Source organism: Martelella alba, assembly GCF_005217455.1.
Lineage (GTDB): Bacteria > Pseudomonadota > Gammaproteobacteria > Enterobacterales > Enterobacteriaceae > Acerihabitans.
The window spans coordinates 1-16973 of sequence record NZ_SZPQ01000043.1; the positions used below are offsets into that span (position 1 = coordinate 1).

Genomic DNA, 16973 nt, shown 5'->3' on the forward strand with positions numbered 1-16973 from the left:
TGAGAGCATTAAATTTCAATTTAAACAATGAATTACCTTCTTAGCGTACGGTTTCGTTCCATTGGCCCTCAAACCCCGTTTACGCATTATGGCCCTGATGATGCATTTCGGTGGCTTACCTGCTTCAAGAAAACGATCGCGAAAACATTTTCCCCGTTGTGGCGTCGGACATCGGGTCGGAGACGTTACACAGATGCTAACCGGCAACATTTGTGATAAAATTATCGCTCGTTAAGAAAAAGGTTGACTATTAATACGACCAGTCATATTGTAAGTGCATCACTTCTTTTGCGGAGAATATCGCGATGAATCAAGAAGTCATCATCCGGGACTTACAACAATGGCTCGAGAAAAATCTGGACAAGTCGTTATCGCTTGATGAGGTCGCCGCGCGATCAGGGTATTCCAAATGGCATTTGCAACGGATGTTTCGCCATGTGACCGGCGACGCCCTGGGGTCGTATATCCGCACGCGCCGATTGTCCCGCGCGGCTTCAGAATTGTGTTTTAAGGATCAGAGCATATTGGATATCGCCCTGCAAAGCGGCTTCGATTCCCAGCAATCCTTCAGCCGGGCCTTCAAGCGTCAATTCAGCCAGACGCCGGGCGCCTTCCGCTCGCGTATGTCCAATAGCGCCCAGCCATACCGGCACGATGCCTGCGCTTTCGGCGAACGGCAATATGCCGACGGCCCTGTCGCCGGGTGCCGCGTCCGTCCCGAACCGCAACCGGCCTGGTAAACGGGGGGCCGTTGTGTCGGGCGACGGCGTATCCCGTCCCGCCGCGGGAGGGCGGTTTAGGGGGCATCCGGCGCCAATCCGGCCAGCAAGGTTTGCAACGGTTGCCGCTGGGCCGGCGTAAGGGAAACACCACTTTGATAGCCCGCGTTTTGTAAAATCATTTCCCGTAATCCCACCAGCCAGTCATAAATATAGACCGCGGCGGTATTGGGCGCCCTGGGAGGCAATCGCGTTAAACGGCGTCCGGCGCCCCAGCCGGACGGATCTGGCTCGGGCTTGGCGAATATCTTATGCCCGGGGTTTATCAAGCTATCGGGCCGTTGCGCTTCGTCCCAATCCATCATGCCCAGCCAGGCGACAAAATCGCCTATCACGCCCACCACCCGGCCTATCTGTCGATCGGCCTTGCCGCCGGCCGGTAGGTCGTCAACGAGGCCTTCACCCAGGCGATCCGCCAATCGGCCGGCCAGATTAAGCCGTAGGCTGGCGGTGATAAATTCAGACGTCAGCAGCATTGTCATGGGTTTATCCATTCCCAGGCGCGCCAACAATGCGTCATTTTCCGCCAGACCGCGTAGCTGGCGGATCCATTGATGGTAGGCCAGGCGGGCGAATTCCGCGTCCTCGTCAGCGGCGGCGGCGGAATCCGTGTGGCGCGGCCCTCCCGTTAAAGGGCCGGTCCGGGTCGCTGATGCTGCTGCGGACGTGTCAAACAAATCAAATGCTAGGCCAATGTCGAAGCGGCGAGGACTTTTCTGCGCGCTGTTTTGAAGATGATTCTGAAAACCATTATGTGACGTTGTCACAAAATCGCTTCCCCCGGATCCTTGCCTCGCCGCGACGCGCCGCGTTTGCCGGTAGAGCCGGGACAAGGCATCGCGTTCGGGCAGTAAACGCTCCAGCAGCTCGCCATGCACGCCGGCGCGGTTTTGCAGAATTTTCAGTAACTGATCGGCGATTCGCTGCTTGACGGCCATGTCGTTGCCCTCGCTCGGCCCGAGCCAATCGGCAAACAGGCTGTTTCGGAGAAATTCGCCCAACTCCCGCAGCCGCTCGACGCTCTGGTCCCGCCTGAACCCGCCATCGAGTCGCGTCGCCAGATAGCGCGTCATTCGCGCCAGCCCCCGTTCGTCCATCGCCAACACCGTACCCCAGCCCTGGCCGGGTTGGCCAACCGCCCGCTGAACGGTCTCATCAAAATGCTGTCCTTGCGCGATGCGCTGATCGAAGGGGGTCAACGCCCAGATCAGCGTCGGCTCACGCTGTTTATCCGTTGGGAGACACGCCTGGCGGTTTTGCCCAATCCAGTGCCTGAGGGTTCGGCCGATGATTTTCGCCTCCTCGCGGTCGCCGGCGGCGGTGGCGATTAACAATAGATGACATTGCCGGCGATCGGCATAATCCTCCAGCAACAATAGGCTCTTGGCCTGGCGGATGGATGTGGCGTAGGGCCGCAAAAAGCCTTCTTCTTGACGCGGCGCCGGGATGGCGACGGAGGTATCGCCAATACCGGGAAAATCGAGAAGATCCGCCCGCGCCAACAGGGATCCGCGCGCGGCGGACGTTATCGGCAGCCGTAATTCCGCGGCCAGCAGATTCAGCTCCGCCAGCGACAGGGTGACCGATTGCGCCGGCCCGTCGGGCCCCCGCGCCAGGACGTTCACGGCCTGATCGAACGTCGTGTTGACATCGGCGAAAGCCAGGGCGTTGAGAAAGTTTTCGGCCGGCAACAGATTGCCGTCCACCAGGATATCGCGCGGCGCCAGAATAGGGGTCGCGGCGGCCACGGTCTCCCGCGCGTGGGCGAACTGGCGATAGGCGGTGGTCAGTTCCGCCGATCCGCCCCAAAGGGGCGCGAAGAGTCGGGCGCGATCATCAATGGACAAAAAAGGCGCCAGATCCACCGCCGCCGGCCAATAGCGAAAGGCCAGACGCCGCTGTCGGTCCCGGTCGTGGCGGGCCAGAAAATCCCAAATCGCCGTCACCTGATCGCCGCTCATGCCGCCGGTTGGTTCCGTTCGGCGATGCGGCGCCATTTCCGCCAACAAGGCGTCAAGGGCCCGGTCATCGGGTTCGCCCACTTGTCCACGTAGGGAAAACGCCAGCGCGAGGATTTTGACGACGGCGCCTTCGTCCAACAGGGTGATATGCACCGGCATGGCGGGATCCGTTGCGTCGGCCTGTCGGCAATAGCGGATGACCAGGCCGGCGGGCTGGTTATCCGGATTGATTTGGGCGGCGATGTCCAGTCGGGCATCGCCAAGCACCGTCTCTAGCCGGCCATTTTCTCCGGCCGCCAAGGCGGAGACCAGGTAATTTTTGCCCGACTGCGATTGACCGAACAGGCCAATGGCCGGCGGCAGAAGATCGGCGTCGGACCAGGCCCGGACTTGGTTGCGCGCGCGGCGCAATTGTAGCGATAACCGATCCGCCTCGCTGGCCAGTGCGGGAATATTCTGCCGGTGGCGTATCAGCCAGTCCGACAAGGCATCAAGGGCGCCGATAAAACGCTGCGAGGGCAGCGATGGTGATTCATTCATGGGCAAACAGACTCCCACTGTCAATCCAGTAGTCATCGGCGTCGGCATCGTCGCCATAGAGGGTATGCAGCGCTAGCCGCAAGTGGTGCGCGGGAACGCGGCGGCCGTCCGCCAGCCTGGCCTGGGCGATGACGAACCGTTCCGGCCCTTGTCGGTTGTCGCCGCCGGCTATCGCCAGTTTGACGTACAACGCGCCATCGCCGGCGATGTTGCGGGCCAGGTCATGGTCGGCGATGGACAGGGTATACAGGGGCGAGGCCGGCCAGCGGTCATTGTCGAGCTGTCGGAATCCCAGGCGAATCGGTCCGCGCAGGATAAACTCCCCTTGCGGATCCAAAACGAAATCCGGTCGATCGAGATCGATATCGGCATAGTATGTGTGTTCGGCGGTCAGCAGATGGCTGTCGTTAAGCATGCCAAGATAACGCAGCGTTGAATAGGGCTGGAAATCACCGGCGTTGAAGTAGAAACCCGGCAAGCGCAGATTGAGCGCCAGTAGGCACAGCATGGCCCCCACCGCGGCGGTGGATTTCGGATTCGCGATCCGGCCGTCGACATTGAAGGGATACCAGTGGCTGGTGTGATAGCCATCCAGCGACAGGATACGATTGACGGGTAACGGCTGAGTCTGCCGGAACAGCGCCTGGACGCCGGGCAAACGGGCCGGACGCCCGGTCAACAGCAGGATGTCGCAGTCGTAGATCGCGACCACTTCCGCCAGGGCGCGTAAATGTCGGGTAATGGCGAAACGTTGGGCAAAAAATTCCTCATGCAGCGCGGGCAGGCTTATCACCAGCGGGGTTTGCAAAATAGCGAAAACCGCATCGCCGTTCGGCGATTCCCGCCGCACCTCCCGGGCAACATATTCCAGTATGTCGGTCGCGGGCGGCGCGCAGAGCAATTCCCCCAGCGTGGTTTCCAGCAGGGCGCCGTCATCCAGCGGGTCAAAGTGTTCATAGGCCTCAAGTAGCGCGCGACCGGCCGGTATCCAGAGGTGCAAGGCGATGTGCCGACGCGCCGCCGTCGCGCCGCCGTCGCCGAACAGACGATCCATGAGTTTAGCTGGGTCGGCCAGACCCGCCCGTTCCAGGGCCGCATGCACTCCCGGCATAATATAAAATCGGATGACATCCCGCAGGATATCGTCGCCGGCCACTTTGAAACCTTCCCGGAACAGCAGGGTCGGACTGATCTTGGCCTGCGGGCCGCCGCTGTCGGCCAAACGGTATTCGGTCACGGCCAGATCGGTGGTGCCGCCGCCGATATCAATGGAGGCTATCCGCAGGGTTTTGCCCGCCGACCGTTCGTCGGACGCCCGTTTGTCCGGTCTGGCCATATCGGCGAAAAAGGCGTCGGCCCGTCCGGCAAAGTTGATGCGGGTTTCGTTATAAAGGTAAACCATCTGTCCGCAGGTGGCTTCGTCCCACTCCATTTGCACATCGGGGACCGGGACCCGGCTTTGTTCCCGCAAGGGCGGGGTGAAATCCTCGTCCGCCGGATGCCAGCCCATGGCTTTCCAAAAAAGGGCGATGGCGTCGTCCATGCGCCGGCGGAAAATTTCCCGTTCCGGCTTCGGCAGCGCCGACGGCAGCGTCAGAATCAGGTGACGCAATTGCCGCGGCGAGGCGGACTGGGGCATTTTCAACCGGTGCGCCGCGCTGTTGATTTGCATCTGCGCCTGCGCCAGCAATTCGGTTAGCATCAAGGTCATCAACGCGCTTCGGCTATAGTGCGGATCGAGAACCGGTAACCGGTCATCCGGCGACAATCGAAAGAGCGGGTCGCCTTCGTCGTTGAGCAACAGACTAAGCGGAACCGCGGCGGCGGGCGACGCCCCGGCGTTGTCCGCGAAGCGCCAGCCATGGGGGTAACTTTGTTCGTCCCATAAATAGCGGCGCGGGCTGCACACGCCGGTTGCGCCTTCGGTCCCGGCGCGCGCCAGCGCCAGTCGTATGGCTTCCCGGCCGACACGGGTGATGGAGGGCCAGGTGAAAGCCTCATCCCGGCCGCTTTCCATGGAAAAATTCTGTTTGCCGAAAGCGGCGCGCGCGAATTCCACCCGGCTTTCAAACAACTCATTATAAAGGAACTGCGGCTGGCCTAAGTCGCGTAGCTGTAATTCGGCGGTATACTTCAGTCCGTCGGCTTCCTCGGCATGCTCTTCCACCAGAATGCCGCAGGTATGGGAGTTGCCCACATCCAGGATCAAATCTATTTTGACGGCCGGCGTTTGCAGGGTCGCGGCGCACAGGCGGACCGTCGGCACCGACAGTTGGTCGCCCAGCATGCGCAGCATATTCAGATAATGCGCCTGGTATTCGAACGTGCGTAACGCCAGATCGATTTCGCCGCGGTTGCGCCGCTCCCGCTCGGCGGCGCGCTGGATAAATACCTCGCGCAGCCAACCGTCCACCCAAGTCTCGTCAAGGAATTCGCCCAGTTCATGATTGAGGTAGGCCAGCGAGAAACCGACTCCGCTCTTACCGTCGTTTTCATCGGGGGCCAACCTGTCGTTACCTTCGCCCTCGGGCAGGGTTTTGGTATCGAAGGCCAGGCAAATTCGATGGGTATGGCCGTACTGGTCCGGTTGGTTCAACTGTTTGATTCTGACCCGCGCCCAGTTATCCGGGCCGCGCAGGAAGGTGCGCGGCGGATTGCAGCGGAAGAACGGCAGCGGTAGCCAGATATCATCCAGTAGCGCCAAGGATTGCGCCAGGGAATAACCGAATTCCGGTTTGACGATCTCCGGTTGGGCGCCGGGCGGCCCCGTCAATACATGTTTACCGGTGGCGTCATCGTAATCCAGGTACAGTAGCGGACCATTGACGCTTTGCCGGACAAACCGGGCGGGCCGGTCGGGATCGGATGCCGGCGCCAGACCGAAATCCAGAAACTGAATGCCGCTATCTTGGATCAGCGCGAGCGTTCGGGGGTAATCGCAGAGGGTGGCCAGCATATTATTTTCCTCTCTCGCGCTTAATCGCGATGGCATACGTCTGTTCGGTGGCAAATTGGCCTTGGCAATCGGCAACCTCATCCTGCCCCTGTTTGCAGACGATTTGCGGCATCACATAGGAAGAGCCGTCGTTGCAGCGGGCTTTGGTTTGGCTTCTAAAGATCAGGTTGCCCGATTTCATCAATCCCGCCTGCACATTGGCCCGGCACAAGGTGTTTTTGTTCAGGCGCACGAGGGCCTGGCCTTTGCCGTTTTTCAGCACGAAGGTCAATCGGCCCGCTTTATTCCCCGGCGGTGGCGCAGGGTCGACCGCCACCTGCCAGCGGCCGTTGAGAAAGGCGACCGTCCCCGCTCTCACCGACTGGGCCGGCATCCGCAAGGCCAGCGCGTCCGGTGTTTTTTGTGACGATGTCACTTTATCGCCGGGCGTCGGCCCGGAAGACGGCGCGGCTGAGGCCGCCGTCGGTTTGCCGGAGTGTGGCGGTAAATCACTAGAGGGGTTCTTATGCGCCGCGCCATCGTCCGGTAGGGACGGCGCGGCGGCAACCACGGGATTGGCTGGCGAGAAAGCGGAAGGCGCCGGCGGGACTGCCGTGGTAATAAGCGCGTTGGCGGGCGGCGCGGCTAAAGCCAGCGCAGGTTTTGTCTCTTTATGGGGCAAAGCGGCGCTGGTCGACGCCGCCGTGGCGGCGGGCGGCGCCGGCGGGTGGCGATTTTCCGCGCCGGTCTGCGGCGGTATCGGCGTCCAAAGACGGCTGTCCCATACGCAACCCCGTAACTGCAACCCCAGTACGGTCAGCAATACGATGACCGGCGCCGTCCAGCCAATCCATCTCCGTGAACGTCCGGATCGCCGGGGCGTTTGCGGCGCGGGGGCGTGAGGGGGCGCCAATTCCCGGGGCGGCGGTTCGACCGCCTCGGCGACGGGGATGTTTTGCGCGACTCCGGTCGGCGGGTTGTCCCGCAACGCCTCGCGCCACGGCGAGGATCCGTGGGCGGGAAGGGGTTCCGGCGGCGCCGGTTGCAGACATGTCAGCGGATTGGCGCGGGTTTTACCATCAAGTTTAATGAAACCCCAGAAGGTCAGAACCGGTTTACCCCCCACCAGATAAACCGTGCTCTGATCTGGAAACTGTAATGCCTTGTCCAGCAGTTTTCCCAACAATTGCTGAGCCGCTTTATCCGAACGCCGCGCCCGCTGGCTGATATCGGTCACCGTGGCCAGGCACGCCTCCAACAACCGCAGCGCCGCGGTTTGTTCGGCATAACCTGCCGACGCCCACGACACGACTTTTCCATGGATGGGCGCATACCAGTCAATGCGGTCTCCCCGCTCGTTGGGCTGTGGGATGGCAAGGCAATCCATGACCGCCTGTTGACGGCGCAGGCGTAAGATTTCGCGTATTTGCGGCGCGGAGGCATAAACCGGTATGCCGTTTTCGCCCAATGCCAGCATGCTGTCCAGAGTGCCGCTACGTAAGAATGTTTTCGCCACGCCGATGAGATCCCGAAAGAGTCAATCCAAGCAGAAAATAGTGCCTTATCTGCGACTCCGGATACTCTAGTGCGGTTTCCGGCGAATCAAACGCCAGAATAAGCGGTAAAACCGTTAAATATTTGCGGCATCGACCCGTTGCGGCAATGCATCTGGCTATTTCGCGCCCTGACGCGCGGATGTCTCCGGCGGGGTTGCAACCGGCCGGAGATGCGGCGGCCGGCGCAAAGATCAGGGGGGCGCGGCGACACTGACGTGATCAAGCCAAAGCGGGGTAATCCGTGTAGCCCAGCGCGCCTTCGGCGTAGATGGTCGCGGCGTTCAGCGGGTTTAGCTCGGCGTTCAGGGCGAAACGGCGCACCAGATCGGGGTTGGCGATATACAGATTACCGAAGGCCGCCGCGTCCGCCTCGCCTTCGGCAATGGCCGCCTGCGCGGACGCCTTGCTCAGGCCGTCGTTGATAATCCAGGCGCCGGCGAATTTCTTTCGCAGATCCTGGCCGAAGCGTCCCGGAAAATCCAGCGCTTCACGGGCGAAGATAAACGCCAGGCGGCGACGGTCGAGCTGTTCAACCACATAACCGAACAGGGCGCGGGGATGGCTATCCCTCATGGTATGGCTGTTGGACATCAGGTTCAGATGAACGCCAATGTTATCCGCCGGCCAGACGGTCAGCAGCGCATCCACCGTTTCCAGCAGAAACCGCGCGCGGTTGGCGATGGCGCCGCCATATTGATCGGTGCGGTGATTCGAGCCATCGTGCAAAAACTGATCGAACAAATAACCGTTGGCGGCGTGGATTTCGATACCGTCGAAACCGGCCTGCTTGGCATTGAGCGCCGCCTGGCGGAAATCCTCGACGATACCGGCGATTTCATGGGTTTCCAGCGCCCGCGGCACCACATAGGGTTTTTGCGGCCGGATCACGCTGACGTGGCCTTCCGCAGCGATAGCGCTCGGCGCGACCGGCAGTTGGCCGTCCAGATAAATCGGATCGGAAATACGGCCGACATGCCACAACTGCACGACGATTTTCCCGCCTGCCTCATGCACGGCGTCGGTAATCTCACGCCAGGCGGCAACCTGCTCGGCGGTCCAGATACCCGGCGTATTGGGGTAACCCACTCCCTGGGGAGAAACGGCGGTGGCTTCGGTGATGATCAGCCCGGCACTGGCCCGTTGCAGGTAATATTCCTTGGAAATCGCCGCCGGGCGACGGCGATCCGCCGCCCGCATCCGGGTCAGCGGCGCCATGACAATACGGTTGGCCAGCTTTAGGGCGCCGATACTGACTGGCTCAAATAGCGTAGGCATTGAATACTCTCCGTCATGATGGGTTTCCGTCATCCTAAACCGCTTCGTTGCCGGGCATGTTACTCCCTGTGCGGTGGAAGGCGGCGGAATGGGGCACCGGGCAAGAGGGAGCCGGCCGATGAACGTCCCGGCCGGCGAATCCCAACGGACGGGGGGTTATTTCAGTTCCGGGAAACACACGCGGCGCAATGCCAGCTCCACGCCGCGCAATTCCGCCAGTCCCTTGAGGCGGCCAATGGCGGAATAGCCGGGGTTGGTTTTTTTATGCAAATCATCCAGCATCTGGTGGCCGTGGTCGGGGCGCATCGGGATAGGACGCCAATCGCCGGCTTTCTGGCGGCGCAGTTCCTCTTTTAAAATCACGTTTATCACCCCGACCATGTCCACATCGCCCAGTAAGTGGGCCCCTTCGTGAAAACTTTTGGGGTTGTCTTCCCGGCAGGTGGCGCGTAAATGGGTAAACCAGATACGATCGCTAAAGGTTTCCGCCATGGTGACCAGATCGTTATCGGCGCGCACCCCATAGGAACCGGTACAAAAAGTAAAGCCGTTGGTGGGAGCGGGCACCGCGTCTTTCAGCCACTGCATATCCTCAATGGTGGAGACAATACGCGGCAGGCCCAGGATGGGACGCGGCGGATCGTCGGGATGCACCGCCAGCCGGACGCCGGCTTCTTCCGCCACCGGTACGATCTCCCGCAGGAAATCGGCCATATTTTCCCGCAGCGCATTTTTATCGATGTCGCGGTATTCGTCCAGCCGCGCCCGGAATTGATCCAGGGTATACCCCTCTTCAGCGCCAGGCAGGCCGGCGATGATATTATGGGTCAACCGGTCGATATCTTGCGGGGTCATGTTATCGAAGTGGCTTTTGGCCTGACGCCGCTCTTCTTCGCTATATTCCGCCTCGGCGTCCCGGCGTTTGAGAATGTACAGTTCAAACGCCGCAAAGGCGATATGATCGAAGCGCAGGGCGCGGGAGCCGTCCGGCAGCAAATAGCCCAGGTCGGTACGGGTCCAGTCCAGTACCGGCATGAAGTTGTAGCAGACAGTATCGATGCCGCATTGCCCCAGGTTGCGCAGGGTTTGCTGATAATGGGCGATGTGTTGCCGGTAGTCGCCGGACCGGGTTTTGATTTCTTCATGCACCGGTACGCTTTCCACCACCGACCAGACCAGGTTTTTGGCCGCGAGTAAGGCTTTGCGTTGTGCGATCTCCGCAATGGACCAGACCGTTCCGTTGGGAATATGGTGCAGGGCGGTCACCACGCCGGTGGCTCCGGCCTGACGGATATCGTCCAGCGAAACCGGATCGTTCGGTCCGTACCAACGCCATGTTTGTTCCATAACTTCATCCTCTTGATTATCGTATGCCGGTCGCTTGCGGCCGGCCCAGTCGTCCGCCGATGGTCGCCGGACTTGGGCTATTCAATATAGGTTTACCCATCTCTCGGGGTTATTTCCCCCTGCGTCAGACACCCGCAACCCCCTCTTCTCGCAAGGGAAGTCATGGGCTGAAAATAAGAATATCAGCGAAATCATCATAATACAGTCTATGTCGGCAATAGGACGATGAGGCTGATTAAAGTCAAAATTGGGCAAGGCGTGGGTTGACCGGGTTCACAAATTTACTAAAAAGGTCAGTCCAAAATCAGTATTTGGCTTTAATTGGTATGATATCTATGTCTTATGTATTCTACAAGTTCAGCTGGCCGCGCTGCCTGGGCGCAAGGGAACGGGAGAGGGCGCGCAGGGGAAACCGCGCGCGGCTTTACCAAAAGAGGGGATATGAAGAGAACTGAACGCGGCCAGCGAAGCACGATGCCCGGCGCCGTCCGGCGCCAATGGGGACGGCGCGCTTCCCTTAACCCGGCTGGAAACACTGCGATCGCTCGCAACAATCATCGCAACTGGGTGAACGGCAAATAAGCTCGCCTTCCTGGTGCAAACAGCGCTGACGGTAGAAAAACTTCTTCCAGCGCATGTTGTCGCTGTTCATTTCCACCAGCGGGGGGAAGCAGTCCTGCATCAATTCACGCAACTCCGCGCGTGATTGCAGCCCTAAATCCTGCCAAAGATGATTAAATGCCAGCGAGACGCCGGCGATGATCTCATTCATGGGGCCGGCGGCCGAGGGCATATGGTCCGCCAGCCATTGCGCCAACTGACGGCGTTCGTCTTCGCGGGTCGCAATCAGCTCGGACATCAGTTGTCGGCGTGTCAGACTGTCGGGGGCGGCACTGGCCTCCGGCAGGCCGATATCCCGTTGCAGTCGGCGCCATCCTTGGGCGCCAAGCCCCATCATCAACGGGTAGCACCCATCGCCCTGTAAGTAAAGATCCCGCAGGCGGCGCAGCCAATAGTGCGGATGCATCAGGCGACCCCCTTGTCATAATTCGTGTCGCGCCAGTTGCGGCGATAGCCCTCCCACCAGCGCGCCAGCGCTTCGGCGACGGGTTGCCATGCATCGTCAACACAAGGCTGGATGCCGCGCGCCGCCAGCTTTTGCCAGGGTCCGTAGCCAATACGGGCGCAAAACACCGCTTTCACATCCGCCAGCAGTTCCATTAGCGCCGCCATTCGGTCCTCGTTGTCCTGTGGCTCGCAATCATCGCTGCCCCGGCAATACTGAGGGGTAAAACGTTCGTTCACCAGCGTCACGCCGGCGGCCGACAGGCTGTAAATACGGAAACGGTCGGCATGGCCGAAATGTTGGTCAATACTTTCTCCCCGCGTGGAGGCCACCGCGACCAGACAGGCTTGCGGTTCATCCGACTCGCCCTGGGTGGCGATACTGGCCTGTAACTGCGCCCGCCGGTACAGCGTGGGTAGCCAGGAGGGCGGCGTCTCAAGCGCCGGAACGAGCGGAAATTGCTGACTGCGGTCCTCGCCCAGCATCCCGATGGCGTCGGCCCGACATTGACGGCAATGGGTCATCTGCGGCATCGTTTCGCCGCATTGTCCCCGTATATCGGCCAACATGGCGGCGTCCGGCTCGGGCTGCCCGTTCAAACCGAAAACCGTGCCATGTTCCGGTCGGGCGATAAGCGGCATGACATTGTGGATAAAGGCGCCCAGTTGCCGCATTTTCTCGCTGACCTCGGGCAACGACGCGTCGTTGATGCCGGGAATCAACACGGAGTTTATTTTTACCAGTACGCCGTTTTCCGTCAGTTTACGCACGCCCGCCAACTGGCGCGCCACCAAAATCTCGCCGGCTTCCCGTCCGTGGTAACGTTCGCCGCCAAGCCATAGCCAGGCGTAAATCCGCGCGGCCACATCCGGATCCAGCGTATTGACGGTAACCGTGACATGATCGACCCCCGCCGCAATGAGCCTGTCCGCCGCATCCGGCAGCATCAGGCCATTGGTTGACAGACACAGTTTCAGATCGGGCAACTGCTCCCGTATCAATGCCAGCGTGGCGAATGTTCGGCCCATATTGGCCAGCGGATCGCCGGGACCGGCGATGCCGACCACCGAAAGCTGCGGGATGGCCGTCGCGACCTGGCGCACTTTGGCGACGGCCTGCTCCGGCGTCAGCAACGCGGAAGATACGCCGGGACGGGATTCATTACTGCAATCGAATTTGCGATTGCAGTAGTTGCATTGCAGGTTACAGGCGGGGGCCACCGGCAGATGCATCCGCGCGTAGCGGTGGTGTCCGGCGCGGGAATAACAGGGGTGCGAGGCGGCCTTGTCGGTAACGTATCCCGGCTGGTGGGACGCGTCCGGGGCCTGGCAACGGCTACCGCCGGGAGATGAAGAAGAGCAGGAAGTCATGGTCGTACCTATCGTTAAGGGTAGTCATGTCTTCTCGTTGCAAAACCCATACCGCAAGGGGGAATTTTAACTTATTGAAAAATAGTGTATTAAAATGATCGTGAGGGGAAGGTTATGTCGGGATTGTGGCGTTTGACCGACAATGTGCCGAATGCCACAATCCCCCTATGCCAGAACTACAGACGCGGCATGGTGATGTCCATGGTCTGGATACGGTAGGCCACCTGGCGGGGCGTCATGCCCAGCAACCGCGCGGCTTTGGCCTGCACCCAGCCCGCCTTTTCCAGCGCCGCGATCAGGCGCTGGCGTTCGTCCAGTGAGTTGTCCAGCCAGCCATCCTCCCTGGGGGCGCTGACCGTGGGCGGTTTCGGAACGCTTTCCCGATGATTGAACAGGATCACGTCGCGATCAATCAGCCCGCTTTCCGACATCACCGCCGAGCGCTCCAGGCAGTTTTCCAATTCGCGCACATTGCCGGGCCAGGAGTAGCTGAGCAATTGCCGGATGGCGCCATCGCTGATACGCAACGTTCTGCCCTGGTTCTGCGCGATTTTACGGACCAGAAAATGCGCCAGCTCGGCGATGTCTTCTTGCCGCTCCCGCAATGGGGGCAAGGCGATGGGCATGACGTTCAGGCGATAATAAAGATCCTCGCGGAAATTACCCAGCCGCACTTCTTCTTCCAGATTACGGTTGGTGGCGGCGATGATCCGCACATTCACCCGTAGGGTTTCGTCGCCGCCCACGCGCTCCATCTCGCCTTCCTGTAAAATACGCAACAGCTTAGCCTGGAACGATGCGCTGCTTTCGCCGATTTCGTCAAGAAACAGCGTGCCGCCGTCAGCCAGCTCAAAACGTCCCTTACGCTGGCGAACCGCGCCGGTGAAGGCGCCTTTTTCATGGCCGAACAGCTCGCTCTCCAGCAACGTATCGGGGAGCGCCGCGCAATTGAATTTGACGAACGGCGCCGCCGCGCGCGGCGAATTATGGTGAATGGCGTTGGCGATAAGCTCCTTGCCGGTACCGCTTTCCCCCCGCACCAGTACGGTGGTGTCCCAGCGTGAAACCTGCCGGATGATCTCCATCGTTCGGCGCATAACCGGGCTATTGCCCACCATATTATCAAAACCAAACGGTCGCGACGGCGCGCAACTGCGCCGCTGTTCCACTTGCGTCGCCGCGCCGCGGGGCAAAACCGCGGGGGCCGGCGCCATCAAACGCACGGTTTGCGCCACCAGATTGGCCACCGTTTCTAAAAAACGGGTGCAGGCGGGAAGGCGTTCATCATTACGCGCCATCGGCTGGGCAGCCAGTACGCCGATGGTTTGCGAATTCGGTCCGACCAGCGGCACGGCGATAAACGGCAGTTCGTAATCATAGATACCCAAACGGTCGAGAAAGCGCTGATCATCGGCGACACGCGGCAGGACCAGCGGCTGGCGGTGCGCCAATACGGCGCCCACCAATCCTTCGTCGGGGCGATAACGCACCTGCGGATTGCCGCTGGCGCGTTGCTGATCGTTTTCCTGTAACGCGCCGATGTTCAAAATCTGCTGTTGTCTGTCATACAGACAAATCATACCGTGCTGCATAAAAGCGTCGTTGTGCAACACACATAAGACTTCCTGTAGTGTCCGGCCGATTTCCGTCGCCCGGCTCAAAATCACGCTGATACGTTGCATGGCGGTAAATTGCTGTGACAAATCGAAGCGCCAGACGGTTGGGCCTGACTCGGGTCGCTGGATCATTGTGGGCCTCCGGTCAGTGAAGCGAATAACGGAAATCGCAAGGTCAGGCAGGTGCCGCCTTCCGGACGGGACGTCAGTTCAATGGCGCCGCGATGGTGGGCCACCAGTGTCTGGATAAGCCGCAACTCCATCCCTTTACCCGGCGTGTTCAGCGCATCGGGGGAATAGCTATACCGCACCTGAAGCATCGGGATGTTGTCATTGAGATACAAAGACAACCAGCCGTTGTCCTCGCGGGCATACAATTGGGTCCGCAGGGTAAATTCCCGCAACTCGGCCGCCAGGGCCAGCGTTCTGTCCAGCCATAGGCTCAGACAGGCGAGGATCTGCGTGCGCTGGCCGAATACGACCAGATGCGGCGAATCCATATCCACTTGCAGGTCGGCGCCGGCGTCGAAACGGGTCAGATACAGTGAACGCAAGTCGTCGAACACGGGTTGGAGCGGCCAGATGGCGGGACTTTCCATTTCCAGCGACGGACGACAGCGCTGCAAACGGACCAGCGCTTCTTCCCCTTCGCGCCAGGCCGCGTCGAGAGCGACATTGCCGTGTTCTTCGCCATTGAGCCGTCGCGCCGCCGCCAGCATATTGATAGGGCAATTGAGTTGCACCAGCGCGGCGTCAAGGGATTCGCGGATAGCCGCAAGCAATTTGCCGGTGGTCATCTGCTGCTTTAGCCGATCCAGCCGGCCTTGCTCTTGCTGTCGCTGCTGCTGTGTGCAATCCGTAATGACCACCAGCGTGCGCGGCAGGGCGTTATCGACAAAATAGCGGCCGGCTTCTTCACTGACGCCCGGCAATGGCCAGCAGGCAACGGACAGCCAGCGTACTTCGCCGCGCATGACCGCCGGCATGACCTGTCCGGCGTACAGATCGGCCTTGCGGGCGGAAAAATCCAGCTCCGTAAGCAGTTCCCGGCCGCCGCAGTCGGCGCACAGGGTCTTGTAGGCCAGATTGTCCATGACCACCCGATCCTGTTCGTCCACGACCACCACCGCGGCGGGGATGTTGTTCAACACCGCCTCAATCAGGGTCATATGGTTGCGCAACCGCTGTTCCAGGGCGTAACCGGCGCTAATATCCCGCTGCATGGCCAGATAATGCTCCAGTTCGCCATATTGATTGGTCACCGGCGTTATATCGATTTCCGCCAGGTACAAACTGCCGTCGCGGCGACGATTAATCAGTTGTCCGCGCCAAGGCTGCCGTTGCATTAAGGTGTGCCACATTTCCCGATAGATGGCGCGGGGCGTCTGGCTGCTGGCCAGCATACGGTGGTTCTGGTTAAGCAATTGCGACAGGGCATAGCCGGTTTGGCGGCAAAACGCCGGGTTGGCATAGACGATATTGGCCTGGGGGTCGGTCAGCGAAATCGCAACGGAAGCCTGCTCAACCATGGTGAAAAACAGGCCGGGATGGTGGCGGGACAGCGTTCCCGCGATCTCTTTGGGCGCTACGGCATCCATGATGGAAGAAAGGGTCATCGCAATCTCCTGTGGTCGGGTTCGGTAGTGTCGTGTTCAAGACAATTTGTGCCGATTTGTGCCCCCGACGACAGTCGCTCACGTACTGCCGCCGGTAAACTATAACCGTGCAAAGAATGCGCCTTTTTCAACATTAACGTACGAAACATTGATCTCAACGGGCATTATTGGCTGAATCGTGTCGATTTGCCCTGGCCCAGGGCTCTTCATGGGCGGCGGTCCCGATCGCGCTGCACAAAAAAGAGTCAATGGCGGCCCTCTTTTCGCGCAATGAAGCTCACTGTCCCGTCGGATGCAAAACTGGCACAGCCTTCGCAATATTGTTGCCAGGTTCGCCGTCCACCGGCGGCGTTGTTCTTTATTGACAGGAGCGCACTTATGGCGACTATTGGTATTTTCTTTGGCACCGATACCGGGAAAACCCGCAAAATTGCCAAAATGATTCACAACAAGCTGGGTGAGGCGGCTGATGCGCCCGTTAATATTAATCGCGCCACATTGGAGGCATTTCTCGCTTATCCGGCGCTGGTGTTGGGTACCCCGACCCTTGGCGACGGTGAATTGCCCGGTATTGCCGCCGGTTGCGAAGACACGTCCTGGCATGAATTTATGGCGCAGCTCGCGGCGGCTGATCTGGCTGGAAAAACCGTAGCGTTGTTCGGTCTTGGCGATCAGCAAGGCTACCCGGATACCTTCGCCGATGCCTTGCGTCCTTTATATGATACGCTGAAAGATCGCGGCGCGACCCTGGTGGGGCAATGGCCCAGTGAAGGGTATGAATTCACCGCCTCAAAGGCGTTGGAGGCGGATCAGTTCGTGGGCTTGGTGTTGGATCAGGATAATCAGTATGATCTGACGGAAACCCGTGTGGATCAGTGGCTGGATATGGTCAAACCCGCCCTGGCGTAACGG

Annotated in this window: 11 protein-coding genes; 2 read left to right on the plus strand and 9 right to left on the minus strand. The window is 60.1% G+C overall.

Annotation, left to right across the window (positions count from 1 at the left end; genetic code table 11):
* Positions 1–305: 305 nt before the first annotated feature.
* Entirely contained in the window at positions 306–740 is a 435-nt protein-coding gene (locus FCN80_RS21320; RefSeq protein WP_136992365.1) for a helix-turn-helix domain-containing protein, read from the plus strand.
* Positions 741–796: 56 nt separating this feature from the next.
* Here FCN80_RS21320 and FCN80_RS21325 read toward each other — a convergent pair whose 3' ends face one another.
* From FCN80_RS21325 to nifL, 9 genes are all read right to left on the minus strand, one after another.
* Positions 797–3280, minus strand: a complete 2484-nt coding sequence (locus tag FCN80_RS21325; RefSeq protein ID WP_170975482.1) for a virulence factor SrfC family protein — start codon at positions 3278–3280, stop codon at positions 797–799.
* On the minus strand, positions 3273–6236 hold the full coding sequence (locus FCN80_RS21330; protein ID WP_136992367.1) for a virulence factor SrfB: 2964 nt from the start codon (positions 6234–6236) through the stop codon (positions 3273–3275). Before FCN80_RS21330 ends, FCN80_RS21325 begins: the two co-directional genes overlap by 8 nt.
* A 1-nt stretch (position 6237) precedes the next feature.
* Positions 6238–7731 (minus strand): SrfA family protein, encoded by a 1494-nt coding sequence (locus FCN80_RS21335; protein ID WP_136992368.1) that lies wholly within the window; start codon positions 7729–7731, stop codon positions 6238–6240.
* Positions 7732–7990: 259 nt separating this feature from the next.
* A complete protein-coding gene (locus FCN80_RS21340; protein ID WP_136992369.1) occupies positions 7991–9046 on the minus strand; it encodes an alkene reductase in 1056 nt (351 codons plus the stop codon).
* Between the two features lie 156 nt (positions 9047–9202).
* Positions 9203–10393 carry a mannonate dehydratase gene (gene uxuA, locus FCN80_RS21345; protein WP_136992370.1) on the minus strand — a complete coding sequence of 397 codons (1191 nt, stop codon included), beginning with the start codon at positions 10391–10393 and terminating at the stop codon, positions 9203–9205.
* 517 nt (positions 10394–10910) lie between these two features.
* A complete protein-coding gene (locus tag FCN80_RS21350) occupies positions 10911–11420 on the minus strand; it encodes a nitrogen fixation protein NifQ (protein ID WP_136992371.1) in 510 nt (169 codons plus the stop codon).
* Positions 11420–12829, minus strand: coding sequence for a nitrogenase cofactor biosynthesis protein NifB (gene nifB / locus FCN80_RS21355; protein ID WP_136992372.1), 1410 nt, complete (start codon positions 12827–12829; stop codon positions 11420–11422). The genes FCN80_RS21350 and nifB overlap by 1 nt, the downstream gene beginning before the upstream one ends.
* Positions 12830–13005: 176 nt before the next feature.
* Positions 13006–14577: a nif-specific transcriptional activator NifA gene (gene nifA, locus FCN80_RS21360; protein WP_136992373.1), complete on the minus strand. Its 1572-nt coding sequence runs from the start codon at positions 14575–14577 to the stop codon at positions 13006–13008.
* Positions 14574–16061, minus strand: coding sequence for a nitrogen fixation negative regulator NifL (gene nifL / locus FCN80_RS21365; protein ID WP_136992374.1), 1488 nt, complete (start codon positions 16059–16061; stop codon positions 14574–14576). The genes nifA and nifL overlap by 4 nt, the downstream gene beginning before the upstream one ends.
* 378 nt (positions 16062–16439) lie before the next feature.
* Between nifL and FCN80_RS21370 the strand changes: the two genes are divergently transcribed.
* Positions 16440–16970, plus strand: coding sequence for a flavodoxin (locus FCN80_RS21370; RefSeq protein ID WP_136992375.1), 531 nt, complete (start codon positions 16440–16442; stop codon positions 16968–16970).
* The last annotated feature ends 3 nt before the right edge of the window (positions 16971–16973 follow it).

Bases quoted from the DNA above. Each gene is read 5' to 3' on its own strand.
- FCN80_RS21320 (WP_136992365.1), top strand. From the start codon at position 306: ATGAATCAAGAAGTCATCATCCGGGACTTACAACAATGGCTCGAGAAA.
- FCN80_RS21325 (WP_170975482.1), bottom strand. From the start codon at position 3,280: ATGAATGAATCACCATCGCTGCCCTCGCAGCGTTTTATCGGCGCCCTT.
- FCN80_RS21330 (WP_136992367.1), bottom strand. From the start codon at position 6,236: ATGCTGGCCACCCTCTGCGATTACCCCCGAACGCTCGCGCTGATCCAA.
- FCN80_RS21340 (WP_136992369.1), bottom strand. From the start codon at position 9,046: ATGCCTACGCTATTTGAGCCAGTCAGTATCGGCGCCCTAAAGCTGGCC.
- uxuA (WP_136992370.1), bottom strand. From the start codon at position 10,393: ATGGAACAAACATGGCGTTGGTACGGACCGAACGATCCGGTTTCGCTG.
- FCN80_RS21350 (WP_136992371.1), bottom strand. From the start codon at position 11,420: ATGCATCCGCACTATTGGCTGCGCCGCCTGCGGGATCTTTACTTACAG.
- nifB (WP_136992372.1), bottom strand. From the start codon at position 12,829: ATGACTTCCTGCTCTTCTTCATCTCCCGGCGGTAGCCGTTGCCAGGCC.
- nifA (WP_136992373.1), bottom strand. From the start codon at position 14,577: ATGATCCAGCGACCCGAGTCAGGCCCAACCGTCTGGCGCTTCGATTTG.
- nifL (WP_136992374.1), bottom strand. From the start codon at position 16,061: ATGACCCTTTCTTCCATCATGGATGCCGTAGCGCCCAAAGAGATCGCG.
- FCN80_RS21370 (WP_136992375.1), top strand. From the start codon at position 16,440: ATGGCGACTATTGGTATTTTCTTTGGCACCGATACCGGGAAAACCCGC.